Origin of the sequence: Kitasatospora sp. NPDC098663, assembly GCF_044760075.1 — a bacterium.
Lineage (GTDB): Bacteria > Actinomycetota > Actinomycetes > Streptomycetales > Streptomycetaceae > Kitasatospora.
Genome location: NZ_JBIWAP010000025.1, coordinates 1 through 19,037 on the forward strand (window position 1 = coordinate 1; position 19,037 = coordinate 19,037).

At 71.7% G+C, this 19,037-nt stretch carries 19 protein-coding genes; 7 read left to right on the top strand and 12 right to left on the bottom strand.

Annotated elements, in window-relative coordinates:
• Positions 1-91 precede the first annotated feature (91 nt).
• The 3 genes from ACIQVZ_RS25520 to ACIQVZ_RS25530 form a co-directional block, all read right to left on the bottom strand.
• Positions 92-694, bottom strand: a complete 603-nt coding sequence (locus tag ACIQVZ_RS25520) for a hypothetical protein (RefSeq protein WP_402453074.1) — start codon at positions 692-694, stop codon at positions 92-94.
• Positions 695-1,250: 556 nt separating this feature from the next.
• Complete coding sequence (locus tag ACIQVZ_RS25525) at positions 1,251-1,997, bottom strand: SDR family oxidoreductase (RefSeq protein WP_402453076.1); 747 nt, start codon at positions 1,995-1,997, stop codon at positions 1,251-1,253.
• A gap of 69 nt (positions 1,998-2,066) precedes the next feature.
• A complete protein-coding gene (locus tag ACIQVZ_RS25530) occupies positions 2,067-3,386 on the bottom strand; it encodes an aldo/keto reductase (RefSeq protein ID WP_350876100.1) in 1,320 nt (439 codons plus the stop codon).
• Between the two features lie 138 nt (positions 3,387-3,524).
• On the opposite strand from ACIQVZ_RS25530, the gene ACIQVZ_RS25535 reads away from it, so the two are divergent.
• Positions 3,525-4,088: a TetR/AcrR family transcriptional regulator gene (locus ACIQVZ_RS25535; RefSeq protein WP_350876102.1), complete on the top strand. Its 564-nt coding sequence runs from the start codon at positions 3,525-3,527 to the stop codon at positions 4,086-4,088.
• Positions 4,089-4,429: 341 nt separating this feature from the next.
• Here the strand turns inward: ACIQVZ_RS25535 and ACIQVZ_RS25540 are convergent, their stop codons facing one another.
• Together ACIQVZ_RS25540 and ACIQVZ_RS25545 are read right to left on the bottom strand one after the other, a co-directional pair.
• Positions 4,430-5,830, bottom strand: coding sequence for a sensor histidine kinase (locus tag ACIQVZ_RS25540; protein ID WP_402453079.1), 1,401 nt, complete (start codon positions 5,828-5,830; stop codon positions 4,430-4,432).
• Positions 5,827-6,513, bottom strand: coding sequence for a response regulator transcription factor (locus tag ACIQVZ_RS25545; RefSeq protein ID WP_350876106.1), 687 nt, complete (start codon positions 6,511-6,513; stop codon positions 5,827-5,829). The genes ACIQVZ_RS25540 and ACIQVZ_RS25545 overlap by 4 nt, the downstream gene beginning before the upstream one ends.
• A 119-nt stretch (positions 6,514-6,632) precedes the next feature.
• Here ACIQVZ_RS25545 and ACIQVZ_RS25550 point away from each other — a divergent pair, with 119 nt between their 5' ends.
• From ACIQVZ_RS25550 to ACIQVZ_RS25560, 3 genes are all read left to right on the top strand, one after another.
• Complete coding sequence (locus ACIQVZ_RS25550; RefSeq protein WP_350876108.1) at positions 6,633-7,841, top strand: UDP-N-acetylglucosamine--N-acetylmuramyl-(pentapeptide) pyrophosphoryl-undecaprenol N-acetylglucosamine transferase; 1,209 nt, start codon at positions 6,633-6,635, stop codon at positions 7,839-7,841.
• A gap of 59 nt (positions 7,842-7,900) precedes the next feature.
• Positions 7,901-8,929 (top strand): SDR family NAD(P)-dependent oxidoreductase, encoded by a 1,029-nt coding sequence (locus tag ACIQVZ_RS25555; protein WP_402453081.1) that lies wholly within the window; start codon positions 7,901-7,903, stop codon positions 8,927-8,929.
• 204 nt (positions 8,930-9,133) lie between these two features.
• Positions 9,134-9,925 (top strand): nucleotidyltransferase domain-containing protein, encoded by a 792-nt coding sequence (locus ACIQVZ_RS25560; protein ID WP_402453226.1) that lies wholly within the window; start codon positions 9,134-9,136, stop codon positions 9,923-9,925.
• A gap of 206 nt (positions 9,926-10,131) precedes the next feature.
• Here ACIQVZ_RS25560 and ACIQVZ_RS25565 read toward each other — a convergent pair whose 3' ends face one another.
• Positions 10,132-10,512 carry a VOC family protein gene (locus ACIQVZ_RS25565; RefSeq protein WP_350876112.1) on the bottom strand — a complete coding sequence of 127 codons (381 nt, stop codon included), beginning with the start codon at positions 10,510-10,512 and terminating at the stop codon, positions 10,132-10,134.
• Positions 10,513-10,801: 289 nt separating this feature from the next.
• Here ACIQVZ_RS25565 and ACIQVZ_RS25570 point away from each other — a divergent pair, with 289 nt between their 5' ends.
• Complete coding sequence (locus tag ACIQVZ_RS25570) at positions 10,802-11,434, top strand: peptidase inhibitor family I36 protein (protein ID WP_402453083.1); 633 nt, start codon at positions 10,802-10,804, stop codon at positions 11,432-11,434.
• A 2-nt stretch (positions 11,435-11,436) separates the two neighbouring features.
• On the opposite strand, the gene ACIQVZ_RS25575 is transcribed toward ACIQVZ_RS25570, so the two are convergent.
• The 4 genes from ACIQVZ_RS25575 to ACIQVZ_RS25590 form a co-directional block, all read right to left on the bottom strand.
• The gene (locus ACIQVZ_RS25575) at positions 11,437-11,619 is read right to left on the bottom strand and encodes a hypothetical protein (RefSeq protein ID WP_350876116.1); all 183 of its coding nucleotides are present in this window, start codon (positions 11,617-11,619) and stop codon (positions 11,437-11,439) included.
• 167 nt (positions 11,620-11,786) lie between these two features.
• Positions 11,787-13,070, bottom strand: coding sequence for a glycosyltransferase 87 family protein (locus tag ACIQVZ_RS25580; protein WP_350876118.1), 1,284 nt, complete (start codon positions 13,068-13,070; stop codon positions 11,787-11,789).
• Between the two features lie 368 nt (positions 13,071-13,438).
• Positions 13,439-13,834: a hypothetical protein gene (locus ACIQVZ_RS25585; RefSeq protein ID WP_402453084.1), complete on the bottom strand. Its 396-nt coding sequence runs from the start codon at positions 13,832-13,834 to the stop codon at positions 13,439-13,441.
• A complete protein-coding gene (locus tag ACIQVZ_RS25590) occupies positions 13,831-14,472 on the bottom strand; it encodes a helix-turn-helix domain-containing protein (RefSeq protein WP_350876122.1) in 642 nt (213 codons plus the stop codon). Before ACIQVZ_RS25590 ends, ACIQVZ_RS25585 begins: the two co-directional genes overlap by 4 nt.
• A 125-nt stretch (positions 14,473-14,597) precedes the next feature.
• On the opposite strand from ACIQVZ_RS25590, the gene ACIQVZ_RS25595 reads away from it, so the two are divergent.
• Positions 14,598-15,725 (top strand): FAD-dependent oxidoreductase, encoded by a 1,128-nt coding sequence (locus ACIQVZ_RS25595; RefSeq protein WP_402453086.1) that lies wholly within the window; start codon positions 14,598-14,600, stop codon positions 15,723-15,725.
• 780 nt (positions 15,726-16,505) lie between these two features.
• Entirely contained in the window at positions 16,506-17,342 is an 837-nt protein-coding gene (locus ACIQVZ_RS25600; protein WP_402453087.1) for a DUF4190 domain-containing protein, read from the top strand.
• Between the two features lie 216 nt (positions 17,343-17,558).
• Here ACIQVZ_RS25600 and ACIQVZ_RS25605 read toward each other — a convergent pair whose 3' ends face one another.
• Together ACIQVZ_RS25605 and ACIQVZ_RS25610 are read right to left on the bottom strand one after the other, a co-directional pair.
• Positions 17,559-18,245: a hypothetical protein gene (locus ACIQVZ_RS25605; RefSeq protein ID WP_402453088.1), complete on the bottom strand. Its 687-nt coding sequence runs from the start codon at positions 18,243-18,245 to the stop codon at positions 17,559-17,561.
• Between the two features lie 38 nt (positions 18,246-18,283).
• Complete coding sequence (locus ACIQVZ_RS25610) at positions 18,284-18,958, bottom strand: hypothetical protein (RefSeq protein WP_402453089.1); 675 nt, start codon at positions 18,956-18,958, stop codon at positions 18,284-18,286.
• Positions 18,959-19,037 lie beyond the last annotated feature (79 nt).

Consider the following 19,037-nt stretch of genomic DNA (forward strand, 5'->3'; position numbering starts at 1 on the left):
AACGAACATGCCCGCCCGTTCCACTGGACCTACCAGGGCACTCCACTCAAGGAATGGGCCTGACCCCTCCACGAACTTGCGCGGAGCAGCACTAGCACGACCACGGCGTGGTGACGTGGCCCGTCACGGTGTCCACCGCCACCGTCCTGCCCTCGCTGGGAATGCAGAAGTAGTAGGTGGGATGCGGGTTCTGCACGACGGGCTCATTGAGGTACAGGGGCTTGAATGCGCCGGTGTGCCCGGCCTTGACGGCCAGATCGTGGGCCTGGACCTCCGTCATGGTGAACGGGGAGATGGCCTGGATCCCGATGGGGACGCGCCACGGCTGCGTGCTCTGGTACTGACCGGTGGTCGAGTACTTGTACTCGAAGGACGGCTCCGAGCCCTTGGCCCGGAAGCGGATCCACCAGGCCTGGACGTCATTGGGGTTGGTCGTGGGTGTCAGCAGGACGGCGTCCGCGTCGTAGAACTGCGAGCCGGGGTGCTCCTGCTGCGCCTTCGCCTTGGCCTCCCGCACGATCTGTGTGAGCGGGAGGTGGGGTGCCGCGCTGGCGGTGGACGGGGCGATCGGCAGCAGCGACAGGGCCGTGGTGGTCGCGGCGAGCCCGATCCGTGCCCGAAGGCGGCGGCGTGATGTCCGGCACCCGTTCAGTGCGGGTGTCGCGGGCGTGCGGGCGGTGCGCGTGGTGTTCATGTCCTTCATCTCCTTCGACCCGGACCCTGCGTGGTCACGGTGGAAGTCGACTGCCGGGTTCGGGGTGAGCGGTGGCCGACGGGCGAGAGGTCCTCGGTCGGGCTCCGCGGGGATGCAGTCTCCCGGGGTCCAACGCTAGGAGGGTCTCCGGGCGCCGTCTCCTGGCCGTCATCCTCGCTGAGCCGAACAGGCGAACCTCTCACCCGGAGCGATGCCCGTCCGGGGTTTCGCCGCGCGGTCCCGGCCGGTGGGCCCGATCCTGTGCCGCCCCTTGATCATCGCTGACTGTGACATGGCGGTGGCAATCCGCGCACAATCGACACGGTGAGTGGGAGCGTCCCTACGGATGACAGTGCCCGAACCACACGGACCGTGTCCTCGGGCCGAACGACCACCTCCCCCTGAAAGGGGCCCACGCAAGACGCTCGGCCGGGAAACCCCAGCCGAGCGCCCGCATGAACTGCTCGCGGCCTGATCGACACGACCACGTGGTGCAGCGCCCCCTGAAACCGCCGTGGTAGCGGGCCTCACGCCCGTGGCGGGACGGCAGGCGAGCTCAGAGCTGGGTCTCGCCGCCATCCACGGCCAGCTCGATGCCGGTGGTGTACGTGGCATCGAAGGCGAGGAATGCGGCCGCCTTGGCGAACTCTTCGACCGTGCCGTAGCGCTTCATGGGGTTGCTCGCGGTCCGCTCCGCCCTGAACTGGTCGGCGGCCTCTTCGGACAAGTTCATCGTTTCCAGAATCCCCGAGTCGATGGGACCCGGGCTGATCGCATTGACACGGATTCCCCGCGGAAGCAGCTCGCGGGAGAAGGAGCGGGCCATCGAGCGCAGCGCCGCCTTGCCGGCCGCGTAGACGCTGATGTCCACCATGCCGATGACGTTCGCGATCGAGGTGGTGAGGACGATGCCGGCGTTCGCGCTCAGCAGCGGGGCGAGCTTCTGCACAGTGAAGAAGGCGCCCTTGACGTTGATCGCGAACAGCGCGTCGTACACGTCCTCGGTCGTCGACTCGAGGGGCGTGAGGGGTGAGATGCCGGCGTTGACGAACAGAGCCTCGATCGAGCCGAGCTCGCTCCTCACACGGCCGGCGAGCATATCCAGGTCGGACAGTGAGGCCACATCCGCCCGGACGGCCACGGCATTCTCGCCGAGCCGCTCGCGTGCCGCGTCGAGCTTGGCCTGAGAACGGCCGGTGATCACCACGCGGGCTCCGCCTTGCACCAGCAGCTCCGCCAGCGCGAGCCCCATGCCGCTGCTGCCACCCGTGATCACCACATTCTTTTCGCTGTACTTACCCATGACCGAGGCTGCTCCGTTCCATCGTCAAAACATGTCGATATATCTGGATGTCGCTGTTCATGAAGCGAATCAGCCGAGGGTTTCGATCTTCATGTCCCCTGTGGTGACCGTGCGGATGTGATCGCTGGCGAGCATGCCGTGCGGATTGCCGAGGTCGATGGCGCTGACCTCATCGAGGCGGGCCAGCTGGGAAGGGGTGAGGTCGACCTGCAGAGCACCCAGATTGTCCTCCAGCTGCGCGATGGTGCGGGCGCCGATGATGGGTGCCGTCACGCCCGGGGCGTTCAGGGTCCAGGCCAGTGCGACCTGGGCGGGTGTGCGGCCCAGCTCCGAGGCCACCTCCTTCACCGCATCGGCAATGGCGAGGTTGCGGTCGGTGACCGATCCCAGGGCGACGTTGAGGCTCTTGCGGCTGCTGGCGGTCTCGCCGACCACGGAGCCCGCCTGGTTCTGGTCCTCCCGGCTGTACTTGCCGGTGAGCACCCCGCCGCCCAGCGGGGAGAAGGGGACCACGCCGAGTCCCATCTCGCGTGCCATCGGGATCAGGTCACGCTCCGCGGTGCGCTCGATCAGGCTGTACTCGGTCTCCAGCGCGACCAGTGGCGACCAGCCGCGCAGGTCGGCGATCGCCTGCATGCGCGACACCTGCCAGGCCGGGGCGCTGGAGATCGCCACGTACAGCACCTTGCCCTGCCTCACCAGGTCGTCCAGGCCCCGCAGGATCTCCTCCACCGGCGTCCTGAAGTCCCATACGTTCACGTAGAGCAGATCGATGTAGTCGGTGTTCAGCTGCTGCAGACTGGCTTCCACCGACGCCAGCATGCTCTTGCGGTGGGTACCCCCGGAATTCGGGTCACCGGGCCGGCGCAGCGTCGAGTACTTCGTCGCCAGCACCAGCTTGTCGCGGTTGGTGCGGGCGAATTCGCCGAGCAGTCGCTCGGAGCTGCCGTTGGTGTAGGTGCTGGCGGTGTCGAAGAAGTTGCCGCCGAGCTCGGTGTAGCGGTCGAAGAGCTTGCGCGCCTCGTCGCGCTCGGCGCCCCAGCCCCACTCGGTGCCGAAGGTCGCCGTGCCCAGCGCCAGCGGTGAGACCCGGAGTCCGGAGCGGCCCAGCAGCCGATAAGTGTCGAGAGTGAGTGCCATCGTGTTCTCCTGTGAGGCGTGGTTCGTGGTGTCGCCGGCCACGGTGATGTCCTGGCCGGTGATGTAGCCGGCGGCGTCCGAGGCGAGGAAGGCGACTGCTTCCGCGACCTTCTGGCTGGATCCGAAGCGCTCGAAGGGGGCCTTCGAGCGCATGGCGTCCCGGGCGCTCTCGGACACCCCCGGCTTGTTGAGCTCGGCCGTCGCTCCGCCGATCCCGGTCGTTCCCCCGGTGATGAGAGCTGTAGGCATGGCAAACCCTTCGTTGCCGAAGCGATGGGTGAGACCGCCCGTAACCGGGGAACTCCCCGTTTGCCTCACCGTACACTGAAACGGGGACATCCCCGAATCGTTTTCGAGCCTCATCCGACACTCACGATCGCGAAGGTCATGACACCTCCACGCAGCACTCTGCGCGCCGACGCGCAGCGCAACCGCGAGCAGCTGATCGCCACGGCCGCCGAAGCCTTCGCGTCCGGACGCGCGGTCTCGCTGGACGCGATCGCCAAACGCGCGGGAGTGGGGAACGCCACCCTGTACCGGCACTTCCCCACCCGTGAAGATCTGGTCGAAGAGGTCTACCGGGGCCAGATCCGGTCCTTGCGCGAAGATGCCCGCACCCTGCTGGCCACCAAGCCGCCCACGCAGGCCCTCCACGCGTGGATGCTCCGATTCGCCGACTGGGCCGGTGAACGACGCGGCATCTGCGAGGCCCTGGTCGCCATGAGCGCGTCCGGCCGCTTCGGCACCGGACCGGTCTGCGACGAGGTCCAGCAGGTTCTGACGATGGTGCTAGAGGCCGGCGCCACAGCAGGAGAACTGCGCAACGACATCGACCCGGTCGAGGTGGGCGGCATCCTCGCCGGTTTGCTCTCCGTGGCCGGCGCGCCCGAGCAGCGCCCCCAGCTGAACCGCATGCTGGACATCGTCGTCGACGGACTCAGGCCCCGCTAAGCGATACGCCGGCGGTTCGGCGATGCGTCGGCCGATGCCGGACGGCATGGCTGCGGCCGCGGCGGTCGTGGCGCCCCGGACTTTGGTGAGGACCGTCGGGATGGTTGCCCACGTTCGGCCCCGTCCCCGCCAACCGGTTCGACCTCTCCTGGCAGTTCACCGGCCAGCCCTACGACGGCCACACCTACCAGGTGCGCGTACGGGCCGTCGCGGGCGACACCTGGAACGCGGCGGGGGAGGGCAGACCCCGCATCCCCGACGCCGTGGTCGTCCGGGAGCCGCACCGCCCGGGCACGCTGCCCGGCGGTCGGGCCGCCGGACCGCGGGCCGGCGCGGCCCGCTCAGCCCGGCAGCCGCAGGCGGAACAGCGCCCCGCCGCCGGGGGCGGCCTCGGCGGTGAGGGTGGCCCCGTGCGCGTGGGCGATCTGCCGCGCCATGGCGAGCCCGAGCCCGGAGCCGGGCAGGGCGCGGGCGGCGGAGGCCCGGTAGAAGCGGTCGAAGACGTACGGCAGGTCCTCGGGCGCGATGCCGGGGCCGTGGTCGCGGACGGTCAGTTCCAGTCCGGCGGTGAGCCGGACCTCGACCGTGGCGCCCGGCGGGCTGAACTTGGCCGCGTTGTCGAGGAGGTTGGAGACCAGCCGGGCCAGCCGGGCCGGCACGCCGGGGACGGTGCGCTCGGTGGTGGCGCGGCCCGCGTAGCCGTCCGCGTCGTCGTCCAGGGTGAAGGCGATCGTCGGCCAGTGGCCGCGCGCGGTGTCGACGCAGTGCTCGACGAGCCGGCCGACCGCGACCTGTTCGAGCAGCGGCTGCGGCTCCTCGTCGCGGGCCAGTTCGATGAGGTCGTTCACCAAGCCGGTCACCTCGCGCAGCTGGCGATGCAGCGCGGCCGCCGCCCGCTCCCGCTGGCCCTCGGTCAACCGGTCGGCTCGGGCCAGCAGTTCGGCGTTGGTGCGCAGCGCCGTCAGCGGGGTGCGCAGCTCGTGCGAGGCGTCGGCGACGAGCCTGCGCTGGGCGGCCACGGACTGCTCCAGTTCGCCCAGCATGGTGTTGAAACTGCCGGCCAGCCTGGTCAGTTCGTCCTCGCGACGCCCGGGCGGCAGCTCGATCCGCAGCCCCGCGTCCCGGGTGTCGGCGATCCGCTCGGCGGTGCGGGTTAGACGGGCGACCGGGGCGAGGGCGGTGCGGGCCACGGTGCGCCCGAGTACGGCGGCCAGCAGCAGGCCCGCCGCCGCGACGGCTGCCATCAGCGCGCCGGCCTGCCGCACCCCCTCCTGGACGCTGTCGGCGCGCAGCGCGACCTGGACGGCCTGCCGGGCGCCGGGCGGCGCCGCGATCATCGGGGTGGTGAGCATCCGGGCCGGGTGGCCGTCGATGGTGAGGTCGGTGAAGTAGCCGGCCCGCTGCCGGTTCGCGACCTGGCGGGTGGCCGGCGTGACGGGCAGCAGGTACGGCTCGGTCGGCGCCTTGCCGGGGTCGGCGGAGACGATCTGGGCGCAGGCCGGGGCGGCCAGGAAGTTGCACTCGCCGTAGACGACCTGCGGCCCCTGGTCGCGGTGCTGCTGCTGCACCAGGGTGGCCTGCTGGGTGAGGTGCTGGTCGAGCTGGTGATTGAGCTCGTAGCGGACGATGCTGAACGCGGCCGCGCTGATCCCGAGCGCCACCACGGCGACCGCTGCCGTGCAGGCGAGCGCCAGCCGGGTGCGCAGCGGGCGCCGGCGCCGCCAGCGTGCGTGCGCCCTCAAGCCCGGTCCAGCCGGTAGCCGACCCCGTGCACCGTGTGCACGAGCCGGGGTTCGCCGCCGGCCTCCAGCTTGCGGCGCAGGTAACCGACGTAGACGGCGAGGGAGTTGGAGTCGGGGCCGAAGTCGGCGCCCCACACCCGCTCCATGATCACCTCGCGCGGGAGCACCTGGCCGGGGTGGCGCAGCAGCACCTCCAGCAGCGCGAACTCGGTGCGCGAGAACTCCACCGGCCGCCCGGCCCTGCTCCCGGTCCGGGTGGCCGGGTCGACCTCCAGGTCGGCGAAGCGGTAGCCGGGGTCCTCGGCGGCCGGGGCGCTGCGCCGCAGCAGGGCGCGCAGCCGGGCGGTCAACTCGTCCAGCGCGAACGGTTTGATCAGATAGTCGTCGGCCCCCGCGTCGAGGCCGTCGACGCGGTCGCTCACCGAGTCGCGCGCGGTCAGCACCAGGATCGGGAGCCGGTCGCCCAGGGCCCGCAGCCGGCGGCAGACGGCCAGCCCGTCGAGGACGGGCATCATCAGGTCGAGGACCATCGCGTCGGGCTGCCAGCCGGCCACCTCGCTCAGCGCCGCCAGCCCGTCGGCGGCGCCGCGCACCTGGTAGCCCTCGACGGCCAGCCCGTCCTCGACGGCGGCCCGTACCTCCGGATCGTCGTCGACGACCAGCACCCTTTGCCCGTTGCTCATGCGGGCAACCCTCTCAGAACGAATCTGAGAAACCTCTTAGCTCGCCCGTCTCCCCTGCCGACGACCCTCGCAGAACGGCTCTGAGAAGTCTCTTAGGCGGCCTCAGCAAGCTCGACGGCATGCGGACAGAACACGGCAACCACGCCCACCACGATCCGGCCCGCCCCCTGTCGGTGGTGATCGGCGCCGGCGGCACCGGCGGACACATCTACCCGGGCCTCGCGCTGGCCGAGGCGCTGCGCAGAGCCGACCCGCGGGCCGTGATCTCCTTCGTCGGCACCGAACGCGGACTGGAGACCACCCTCATCCCGCAGGCCGGCTACCGGCTGCACACCGTCGACATGATCCCCTTCGACGCCTCCCTCGGCGCGCGCCGCTACCTGCTGCCCGCGGCGCTGCTGCGCTCCGGCCGGGACTGCCGGGAGATCCTGCGGGCCCAGGGCGCGCAGGTCGCGGTCGGCATGGGCGGCTACCCGAGCGCGCCGGTCATCGTCGGTGCCAGGATGGCCGGGCTGCCGAGCGTGGTGCACGAGTCGAACGCGGTGCCCGGGCGGGCCAACCGCTTCGCCGCCCGGCTCACCCCGCACATCGCGCTCGCCTTCGACCGCACCCGCGAGCACCTGCCCGCCGGCCGCTCGGCACAGACCGTCGGGATGCCGCTGGTCGGCGCCGTCGCCCAGCTCGACCGGGCGGCGCTGCGCGCCGAGGCCCGTCGGCACTTCGCCGTCCCGGACGGCGTCCGGCTGCTGGTCTTCAACGGCGGCAGCCTCGGCGCCGCCCGCCTCACCGCGGCCGCCGTCGAGCTGGCCGGACGCTGGCGCCACCGCACCGACCGGCGGCTGCTGATCAAGACCGGCCCGGCCGCGTTGGCGCAGGTCCGGGCCGCGCTGGACGGCAACCCCGCGGCGCACGCCGTCGCCTACCTGGACCGGATGGACTTCGCCTACGCGGCCGCCGACCTCATGGTGTGCCGGGCCGGCGCGGCCACCGTCGCCGAACTCTCCAGCCTCCGGATGCCCGCCGTGCTGGTGCCCTACCCGCACGCGCCGCACGACCACCAGACCCACAACGCACGCGTCCTCTCCGATGCCGGCGCCGGCCTGCTGCTGCCGGACGGCGAGTGCACCGGCGAACGGCTGGCCGCCCTGGTGGAACCGCTGCTCGCCGATCCGGCCCGGCTCGCCGCGATGGCGCAGGCCGCGGACCCGGGCGAGCACGCGCGCGCCGCCGACCTGCTGGCCGCCAAGGTGCTCCGCGTCATCGGCCGGACCCCGGCGCCCGCGCCGCCCGCCGTCCCGGCCCCCGTCCCCGGTCCGTACGACCGCTGACCGCTGACCACCTGACTGCTGACCGCCGACCACCCGCCCCGAACCACCGGAGGACCACCATGAACCGCCCCGCCCACCCCGACACCCCCGCCGCACACCAGGACTGGACCGGCCGGACCGTCCTGGTCACCGGCGCCGAAGGCTTCATCGGCAGCACCCTCGTCGACCTGCTGGTCGCCCGCGGCGCCCGCGTCCGGGCCCTGGTCCACTACAAGCCGTACGCCGAGCGCGGATACCTCGCCCACTACCTGGCCGACCCCGACAGCCCCGTCGAGATGCTCGCCGGAGACGTCCGCGACGCCGGCCGGGTCCTGGACGCCGTCGCCGGCTGCGACACCGTCTTCCACCTCGCCGCGCTGATCGGCATCCCCTACAGCTACCAGGCCCCCGAGGCCTACGTGCAGACCAACGTCGTGGGCACCCAGAACGTCGCCGCCGCCTGCCTGCGGCACGGCGCCCGCCTGGTGCACACCTCCACCAGCGAGGTGTACGGGACCGCGATCACCGCACCCATCGACGAGCACCACCCGCTCCAGCCGCAGTCCCCGTACTCCGCCTCGAAGATCGGCGCGGACATGATGGCACTCTCCTACTGGCACGCCTTCGAACTGCCGGTCGCCGTCGTCCGCCCGTTCAACACCTACGGCCCGCGCCAGTCCGCCCGCGCCGTCATCCCCACCATCCTGGCCCAACTCCACTCCGGCGCACGGGAGATCAGGCTCGGCTCGACCACCCCCACCCGGGACTTCACGTACGCCACCGACACCGCGGAGGGCTTCCTGGCCATCGCCCGCGCCGACCGCGTGCTCGGCGAGACGGTCAACCTCGGCACCGGCAGCGAGGTGTCCATCGGCGACCTGGCCAAGGCCCTGATCGTCGCCTCCGGCCGGGACGCCGACATCGTCGTCGACCCGACCCGGCTGCGCCCCGGCGGCAGCGAGGTCGAGCGGCTGCTCTCCGACAACCGCAAGGCGCGCGACCTGGCCGGCTGGCAGCCCCGGGTCGGCCTGGACGAGGGCCTGCGCCACACCTCGGACTGGGTCGCCGAACACCTGCACCTGCTCGCCCCGGACCGCTACCAGGTCTGACGCCGCCCCCTGCGGCCAACTGGCCTGTCGGGCAGCGGCCTTGGTGCCGGAGCCGACCACCGGCTCCGGCACCGAGATCCCGATCCGGCCCGACGGACGCACCCGCCCCCGAAGCCCTCGCATTCGGCCGACTGCTGGCGCAAATCGCTGGCCCGACGCGTTGGTGACTGCCAGACTCGCCCCGTGCGAGCGATCATCGAGGAGATGGCCAACCGCCTGGCCGAGGTGCCGGGCGTCGTCGGAGTCATGCTCGGCGGCAGCCGGGCCCGCGGAGAGCACCGGCCGGATTCGGACTGGGACCTCGGCGTCTACTACCGTGGCGGGCTCGATCTCGCCGCGTTGCGCGCGCTGGCCGGCCCCGAGGTGGAGGTGGCAGGCCCGGGCGACTGGGGCCCGTGGGTGAACGGCGGCGCGTGGCTGCACGTCGACGGTGTGGCGGTGGACTGGATCCTGCGGGACGTGGACCGGGTCGAGCAGGTGTGGGCGGACTGCCGCGAGGGCCGGTACGAAGTCGGCGTGCAGGCAGGGCATCCCCTCGGCTTCTGGTCGCCCTGCTACGCGGGCGAGGTGGCACTCGGCCAGGTCCTGACCGACCCCACCCGCGAGCTGACGAATCTTCAACAGAGGGCCGAGGCCTACCCCGAGCCGTTGCGAGAGGCCTTGACGGCGGGAGCCTGGGAGGCGGAATTCCTGGTCGCCGCCGCAGCGAAGGGCGCGGCACGGGCGGACACGCTGTACGTCTCGCTCTGCCTGTCCCGCGCCGTCGGCGTACTGGTGCAGGCGATGTTCGCCGACGACCGGCGCTGGTGCCTCAACGAGAAGGGCGCGCTGGCCGCCGCCGAGACGCTACCGGCCGCGCCGACCGGCTTCGGCCCGCGAGTCCGCCACCTGTTGGGGGCGCCCGGAGCGAGCGCCGAACTGCTGGCGGCAACGGTGGCCGAGGCGCGGCTGCTGGTTGAGGAGACCACTGCCGCGCTCCGGAGCCGCACCGAGTAGCGGCACGGAGGACCGGGAACCTCCGGCGCGGAGTTCTTCGTCAGCACCCGGCCATGAGGTCTCCGGAGTCCAGGTCCTTCCTGGCCGACGGGCCCTGTGCCGGAGACCTCGCTCACCGCACGATCGCGACACCCCCGCCGCTCTGGACTGCGCGGCGGCCCGCCCCGGGCGTCCGGAGCCTGGCGCCGAGCTGTGGCCGACGGGCATCAGAGCGGGTCGATGCGGGCCTTGAGCAGGCAGAACTCATTGCCCTCGGGATCGGTCAGGACATGCCACTGCTCCTGCCCGGTCTGGCCGATGTCGGCCGGGCGTGCGCCGAGCGCCAAGAGGCGTTCGAGTTCGGCGTCCTGATCGCGGTCGGTGGGGTTCACGTCGATGTGCAGCCGGGACTTGCCCGCCTCCGGCTCGTCCCGGCGGCTGAGGAAGATCGTCGGCTGCGCACCGCCGAACCCTTCGCGCGGCCCGATCTCCATCGAGCCGTCGTCCTCGCGACCGAGCACGACGAAGTCCAGGACCTCGCACCAGAACCGCGCCAGCACCTCGGGGTCGCGGCAACCGAGCACCAACTCACCGATACGACACGCCATGACGAACACCTGCTCTCAGCCGGGGGACCGCCGGGGAGACCACACGCGAACCGCACGGGCTCCCGGCAGCGAGACAACTCCGCGACCGTACCGGACGAGGCGAGCACGGTCGACATGATTTCCGGGCCGTGCGCCGAGCCCCGCGCCTGAACGAGTGCGGACGAGCCCGGGCGAGCAGTAGATGCACTTCCGGGCGCAGGTCTCGATCGATCGGCGCGTGCGTGCCGTTTCGCGCCCCTGATCGAGACGCGAGCATCACATATCGTATGCGTATCGCTACCGTTGGAATATGACGCACTCTCAAGTCCGCAGTCTCCTCGTTCGTGGGGTCGTGGCCTTCGTGCTCCTGGCTGCGCCCCTCGGAGCGCGGGCCGCCGCCGCGCCCAGTACGGGCGAGGACGCGCGGCCCGCCATCAGAAACCTGGCCCGCGGTGACCGCGACCTGCTGCAGCAGGCGGTGGACGCCCAACTCACCGCGAGCAAGGACGGTAAGCAGACCGCCGCCAACGAGATCACCTACCCGGACGGGGCGGTGGTGGTCCTGCCGCTGCCGGGCGAGGCGCAGGCTCCGCCGTGGAGCGGGGACCACCACCGTCGGTCCGCCAGGGGCGCGGACTGGAAGAAGTGCCCGGCCCCGACCAGCGAACCCTCCTACTACTGCTTCTACGCCGACAAGAACTGGGGTGGCAGGAGGCTGCAGTTCAACCTCTTCCACGAGGACAGGCCGGTGTACTTCGCCGACTACGGGTTCCGCGACCAGACCAGCAGCTGGGTCAACACCGCCCGCGGCCTGGAGGTGATCGTGGACAACGACCCTGGCGACGGCCAGTGGCAGATGCTCTGGAAGGAGCCGCCGGAGTCCCTGTCCTCGTCGGTCGGCTACGACGACATGGCCGACCGCTTCTGGGCCGTTCGCCAGTAGCCCTACCGCGCGCCGACCGAGGCGGGAGGGGAGATCGTGCCCGCGGTGACCGGCTCCGGCGTGACCATGATGTAGGTCGGGGCCGGAGCGGTCTCCCGGGCGCGGGCCGTGTACCAGCCGGCGCCGAACGCGAGGATTCCGATCAGAAGGCCTGCGAGGGCCATGGTGACGTACTGCGGTTTCATGGCCCCAAGGGTAGAGCGCTCCTGGTCAACTCCCGTACCGCCACGGCACGATGGGCCCCTCTCACGTCAAGCACAGTTGACGCGAGAGGGGCCCGTCAGGCCGCGGGAGCCCCCGCCGGGGAGGAAGGCCACCGCCCGAAGGCGCGCGACCGGGCGCTGCGGCGAACCTACGCGGTCAGCGCCCCCGGCCCCGGGGCCGGTTCGAGGTCGCCCGGAGTCCACGAGCGCCGGAACTCCCCGAGGGCGGCCCGGAGTACGGCCATCAGCGCCAGCAGCATCAGCACGCCGTGGGCCGGCATCGACAGGTACGGCGACACGCTGGGAGCGATGAACTTGAGGTAACTGCCGAAGGACGACAGCTGGACCAGGACCGGCACGTACCAGAGCCGCCGGGGCAGCTGGAAGGCGATGATCACGCTGATCACGTCCGCCACGTAGAAGTAGCGCTCGTGCATGGACGGCAGCAGGAACGGCACCGCGATCGCGAAGACGGCGGCCAGCAGCAGGAGCCCCGTGTCCGTGAGCTTCGGCTGCCCCTCCCGTACTGCCGGTCCGTTCTTCGGCGCCGCCGCCCCGCCGGCGCGGCGGATGGCCCAGACCGCCAGCCCGATCAGCACCAGCACCAGCGCGCCCGCGACCAGCACACCTGCGTGCCGTACGCCGTCCTGCTCCTCGAACGGCACCGAGACGAACTGGTAGACCGACGGCGCGTTGAGCGTGAGGTCCTTGTACGTGTCCGGCTGCCGGGCGTACACCGTCAGCAGCTGCCAGGGGTCGGAGCCGAGCAGCATGGCGGGGATGTCGAGCGCCACGTACACCGCCGGGATGGCCAGCAGGCTTCGCCACGGGATCCGTCGCGCCAGCACCAGGACGAGCAGGAGCGGGAACAGGAAGATCGCCTGGAGCTTGAACGCCAGCGCGATCCCGAAGAACGAGCAGGCCCACCAGGGCCGGTCGCGCAGGATGTGGTAGACGCCGCCGACCAGGAAGGTCGTGAAGATCGCGTCGGCCTGGCCCCACCAGCCGCTGTTGGTCACGACGGTGGGGAGGAAGAGGACGATCACCGCCGCGCCGAGGGCCCGCCAGGGCTGCTGCGGCGACCGCAGGGAGACGATGCGGAACGTGTAGTACGCCAGCGCCAGGTCGAACAGGATCGAGATGCACTTGATGCCCGTCAGCGCGGCCACCGGAAGGTAGGTGAGCGCGGCCATCAGGTACAGGTAGGGGACGTTGTAGTCCGAGAAGCCGGTGCCGCTGAGAGCGTGGAAACCGCCGTTGTTCGCGATGTACTGGTACCAGGGCCCGAGGAAGTAGTAGAAGTCCGTCGACTCGTTGTCCAGCATCAGGATGCGGACCGAGAGTGCGGCCATCACCGCCGCCATCGCGGCCAGAATCAGGACCGTGGGGTCGGCCGTGCTCTGACGCGGCTCCTCGGCGGTTATCTCGGACATCGGTCTCCATTCGGGTCGGCGGTGCGGCGGGCCGGCCGGGGTGCGTGCCGTGGGTCGGACGGCGGGGCCGGTACCGCGGCCCTCCGTGGGGGAGCCCCGTCCGCAGGGCGGCAGCCGGACCCGGAAGCCCTCCGTGCCCCACCCCTTGGTCCGCCCCCGTGGCCCGTTCCCGCGATCCGTTCCCGTGGGCCTGCCTCGGCGGTGGCATCCGGCGGGTGGCGCGCGAACGGGCGGATCCGCCCCCGGTCGATCATAGGCGCCCGTGTCCACCGGCACTCTGGTGGCCCCGGACCGCCAGGGCGCGGAGAAGAGCGGACCCGGGCGGCGCGGACGGCGCCGGCCCGCAGCGCCCGCGGCCGCCGATCGTCCTACTGCTGCCCCGCAGAAGTCGGTGGAGGGGTGTTGAGCTGGGCCGCGTACCCGTCCGTGAGGATGCCGCAGGTGCACCAGTCGCCTGTGCACGGGGTACCGGCCTCGGCGCCGTAGGGGCCGAGGCCGGCCATGAGGCGGAGTACCTCCGTGAGCTCCGGCGCGGAGAGCGCGGGGAGCGCCTCGGGGCTCGGCAGCTGCTGCCAGACGGCCGGATCATCGGTCACGTCACCGACGACCTGTGCGTCGATGAAGAAGGTGTAGAGGGGATGCTCGGGAAAGTCGTTGAGTCGCAGGACCCACCATCGCCCTTCGACCCGGGCCGCGTAGCAGAAGACACCTGTGCCGGTGTCGCACCACGTGGCCCCCGGGGGCAGTGCAGGGAGAGGAATCATGCCCGCGTCCTCCGGGCTGCCGTGTCAGGCAGGGGCGGACCGGCGGGGTCGCCCGGGTGGGAGGCTGTCCAGCCGTGTTCGAGCAGGGCGAAGGCCTCGTCGGCGGCTCGGCGCGGTTCAGGGTGCCGCAGGATGAGGCTGCGGGCCTCAAGGGCGAAACGGGCGAGGGCGGCGCAGCTGACGTCGTCCTCGGGGGCGGCGACGGCCTCGGCGATGGCTCGCGCCAGGGCGGTTTCGTGGCGCGTCCACATGCGGTGGGCGTAGTCGCGCAGCGCGGGGGTCTCCTGGACCATGCGCGTGAAGTCGGCGAACCGCGGGTCCGCGGTGTGGACGGCGAACTGGGTCTGCGCCAGCAGGAGGTGCTCGCGCAGCGCCTGCGGGATGGACGTGCCGGGGGTGCGGTCGCGGACGGTGGCGACGAGTGCTGCTTCGATGTCGTCCTCCTGGTCGAAGACCAGGGCTTCCTTGCCGGAGAAGTGCTTGAACAGGGTGGTCACCGAGACGTCGGCGGCGTCGGCGACGTCCTTGACGCCGACCTGGTCGTAGCCGCGTTCGAGGAAGAGGCCGAGTGCGGCGTCGGCCAGGGACTGGCGGGTCTGGGCCTTCTTGCGCTCGCGGCGCCCGGTCGGTTCGGTCACATGCCCACCCTATCGGCGAAGTGCATCCGCTGCAAAAGTTTAGTCGTTGCGCTTATTTAGCGAGTGTGCTTTCTTGGTGGTGTCGGGCCTCCCAGCGGCCCACCCACCTCCCGAGGGGCACTTCCATGAACTCTGTCCGCGATCCCCGCCATCCCCGCCATCCCCGCATCGCGATCGTCGGCGCCGGCCTGGGCGGCCTCACCTGCGCCCGGGTCCTGCAGCAACACGGCCGCTCCGTCACCGTCTTCGAACGCGAGGCATCCGCCGACGCCCGTCCGCAGGGCGGCACCCTCGACCTGCACGCCGACACCGGCCAGGCCGCCCTGCGCGCGGCGGGGCTCCTCGACCGGTTCCACGCCCTCGCCCGCCCCGAAGGAGACGCGTGGCGCGTGCTCGACTTCGCCACCGCCGCGCTCCTGGCGCAGCAGGGGCCTTCCGCCGACGGCGGCCGGCCGGAGATCGACCGGGGCCAACTGCGCGGCCTGCTCCTGGACTCGATCGCCGAGGGCACGGTGCGATGGGACCGCGCCGTCAGCGGGGTCACCCCACTGACGGACGGCACCTGCCGGCTGCGCTTCGGTGACGGTACCGCCGAGGACTTCGACCTGGTGGTCGGCGCCGACGGCGCCTGGTCGCGCGTCCGCCCGGCCCTGTCGCCCGCCGTACCCGGCTACACCGGTGTCACCTTCGTCGAGACCGGATTCGACCACTGCGACACCCGCCACCCCGACCTCGCGCGGCTGGTCGGCAACGGATCGATGCTGGCGAAGGGCGCCGGCAGGTCCCTGGTCGCCCAGCGCAACAGCAACGGCCACATCCGCGTCTACATCGCGCTGCGCGTGCCGGAGGCTTGGCACGCGGCCGCCGGTATCGACCTCGGCGACCAGCGGGCCGTGCGGGCGCACCTGCTGAGGGCGTTCGACGGCTGGGACGAGAGCCTGCGCCACGTCCTGCGCAACGGCGACAGCGGGTTCGTCAGCCGGCCCCTGTTCGTCCTGCCCGCCCCGCACACCTGGCAGCACGTTCCCGGCGTCACGCTGCTCGGCGACGCCGCGCACCTGATGCCCCCGGTCGGACAGGGCGCCAACCTCGCCATGCTCGACGGCTCCGACCTCGCCCACGCCCTCGCCACCGAATCCGGCGTCGACGACGCCGTCCGCGCCTACGAGCGCATCATGCTGCCGCGCTCGATCGAGGCCGCGACGGGCAGCGCGCAGGGACTCGACCACCTCGTTCCCGCGACGGCCCCCTGAACCGACTCCACCCGGGCGCTGACCATCTCAGCTCAGGCACCGGCTGTTCGGGTGCGCACGGCTGGAGTGGTCCAGGGCGGATCGAGCGACTGTCGGCTTCCACGGGCTGTCCGGCCCCTTCGGTCGCTGCGCATTGACGCAGGTCAGAGCGGCGGCAGGGACTGAAGCGACTGAGGCTGGGGATTGGGTGCACGGTGTCGCTCGGCGCGGAGGGGCCACCACGGCCAAGAAGAGCGAACCGGACCGCGCGGTGTGCGCTCCGTTTGTGCACATCTTCCACCTCGCCGACGAGGGGCCGCTCCGCGTCCCTTTCAGGTGGCTTGCGGTTCCTGGTGGACCGCGACGTCGGAGCTGTCACCGGGCACCTGTATGTTGATCACCCGCCGACCCCGTCGGTGTCCCGTCCCGGGGTGTCGACGTGCGGGTCCGGCCTGGGGTGGTGATCGCTTCGCGGACATCCGGTCGCTGTCGTCGGGGGGATCAGGTGATCCTTTGGCGTCGAGGCCGAACAGCCGCTCATCATCTCAAGTGCCTGAAGGATTCTGCATGACCGTTCCCGCTCTGCCCGACAGCCCGAAGTCCGCCGAGGGGCCGGCCGACACCCATGCCTGGGCAGCGCCGAGCCCGGATCGGGGTGAGGGCGAGGCTCCGGGTCAGGGCGAGGCCACGGTGCCTGCCCCGACCGCTGCCCCCGCCCCTGCCGCGCCCCCTGCTGCGCCCCCCGTCGCGGCTCCTGTCGCGGCTCCGAACGTCCCGTACTGGCCGCCGTATGCGTATCCGATGCCTGCGGCGCAGCCTCGCAACGGGCTGGGCACCGCGGCCATGGTGCTCGGGATCGTCGGCGGCGTCCTCAGCCTGGCCGTCATCTTCTTCTGGCTGTCCTGGCTGCCGGCCCTGCTCGCCGTGGTCTTCGGCGCCATCGGGCTGGGCTACGTCCGCAAGGGCCTGGCGACCAACCGGGCGATGGCGCTCGCGGGCGTGATCCTGGGCATTTCCGGTCTGCTGGTCTCGGCCGGTGCCGGGGTGTTCGTCGTGACGCGGGTCCAGGCGGCCAACGAGGAGCGGCGGGCGGAGGAGAACGCCGCGCGCGCCCGCGCCGATGCCGCGACCCAGGCCGCCAACGCGCGGGTGGCGAAGGAGCGGGAGCGGATCGAGGCCGAGCGGAAGCGGGCCGAGGCCGAGCAGGAGACGGCGGCCGCGGACGAGCGGGCCCGGCGCCTGTCGTTCGGCCAGTCCTACACGTACGGGGACGGCCTGAAGGTCACGATGGCCGCGCCGACGCCGTACGTTCCGAGTGACAGGGTGTCGGACACCCCCAAGGACGCCAAGATCATCCAGGTGCGGATCACCGTCGTCAACACCGGGTCGCAGGAGGTCTCGCTCGACGGGTCGGGGCTGCCCACCGTTAGGGACGCCAAGGGCAACCTCGTCTTCACGCTGATCGACGGAAGCGGACGGATGAAGATCCTCCGAGGCTCGCTGGCCCCGGGCGAGGAGGCCACCGGTCTGACGGCGTACGCCCTGCCGGGCAGCGCGGCCGATCGGTTCTCCGCCCAGTTCGACTACGGTCTCGGGCGGCTGCGCAAGGACGTCATCTGGTCCGGCTCCCCGAGCTGACCCGGGGCCTCCCCCCTCGAAGCCGGTTGCGCGGGAGGGATGACCTGCCGCCACCTGGCTCGCTTCACCCTCGTCCACCAAAGGCGTTGAGAGCGTCGGGCCGGGCACCCGGCGGTGATCGGCGGCTGCCCGCGGCGAGGGCGGGATCCCCTGACCCGGATCGTCCGACGCCGGGGCACGGCAGGTGCCGCGCCCCGGCCGGGTACCGAGGGAGCCTCAGAGGTTGAAGCGCATGACCATATTCGCCGGGAGGCTGGAGGTGGTTCCGTTGCTGCAGCTCGTGATGTCCACCACCGGGAAGAGGGTGCCGGTGACGGTGGCGCCGGGCAGGACGGAGCTGTCGAGGGTGACCGTGCCGTTGAGGCTGTTGGAGATCTCGTTCTTCGAGGGGTCGCCCTCGACGTCCTGCATGCCCGAGGCGTTGATGGTGGAGGTGCCGGCCGGGTTGCCGTTCGCGTCGGCCCAGTTGACGACGATGGTGCCGGTGACCTGGCCGAGTTGCTTGCAGGAGAGGGTCGCCGACCCGGTGAGGGAGACCGATCCGGCGGACAGGCTGGGGCCGCCGTTCTTCGTCAGGCACCTGCCGATGGCGCCGTCGTTCATGGACAGGTCGACGGCAGCGGGGGTGTCCGTGATCGGCGCGGTGCTCTGGACCGTACCCCTGGCGTTGCACATGAGCCGGAGCAGGGGGTTGGCCCGGGTTTCGGCGGCCCCGTTGGCCCCGTCGGTCACGACCGGCGTGTCGGCGGCCGAGGCGGGGGCGGGCTGCTGGAGGAGCACGGCCGAGGTGGCGGCCAGGGCGGCCAGGGCGAGCGGGATGGCGGCCAGGCGCCACCGGCGGGGCTTGGACGGCGCTGTTTCCCGCGTCGGCACGGGGTCGGAGTCCCAGGAGTGCGAGGGCATGGTGTTCCTGTTCTGTGAAGTCGGGCGGCTGAGGGGGATCAGAGGAGGCTGGAGAACTGGGCGTCGTGCTTCGCGGTGAGGCTGCTCAGGCCGTTGGAGCAGTGGCTGATGTCACTGGTGGGCTCGAAGGTGGTGAGAACACCGGCGAGCGGCAGGACCTTGCTTTCGAGGGACACCGTGCCGTCGCTCGAGTTGAGGATGTCCCCGTGCGCGGGGTCGCCTTCGACGTCCTGTGCGCCGTTGGTGGTCACGGTGGAGGTCCCGACGACGCTGCCGGTCTGGTTCAGCCCGCTGTACCAGGTGATGGTCTCGGTGCCGCTGAACGTACTCGGGGAGGAACACGAGAGCGTGCCGGTGCCGGCGAAGGTCAACGTCGCCGACAGCACGTTCGTGGGCCCGCCGTTCTCGGCGAAACACTCGTCGAACGTGCCGACCCCGGAGAGGGACACGGTCCCGGCCGTGTTCGTGATCGGCGCGCTGCTGGTGCCGACGGCCTGCCCGGAGCAGGTGAGCTTGGTCAGGAGCGTGTCGCGGTGGCCGGTGGACTCGCTGGCGGCGGCCGAGGTGGGGTCGGCCTGCTGGAGGAGCAGGCCGGCGCCGGCGACGGTGGCGGCCAGGGCGAGCGGGACGGTGGCGAGACGCCACCGCCGGACCGAGGAGTTTCCGGTGCGCGGTCCGGACGGTGTGCCGGGGGCGGTGGCTTGAGCGCCCATAGTTGCTCTCCTTTGTTTATGTGTACGAACTGCTGCTGTCAGATTCACTTCCGGTGGGGCGCTGTGCGATCCGGGCGGG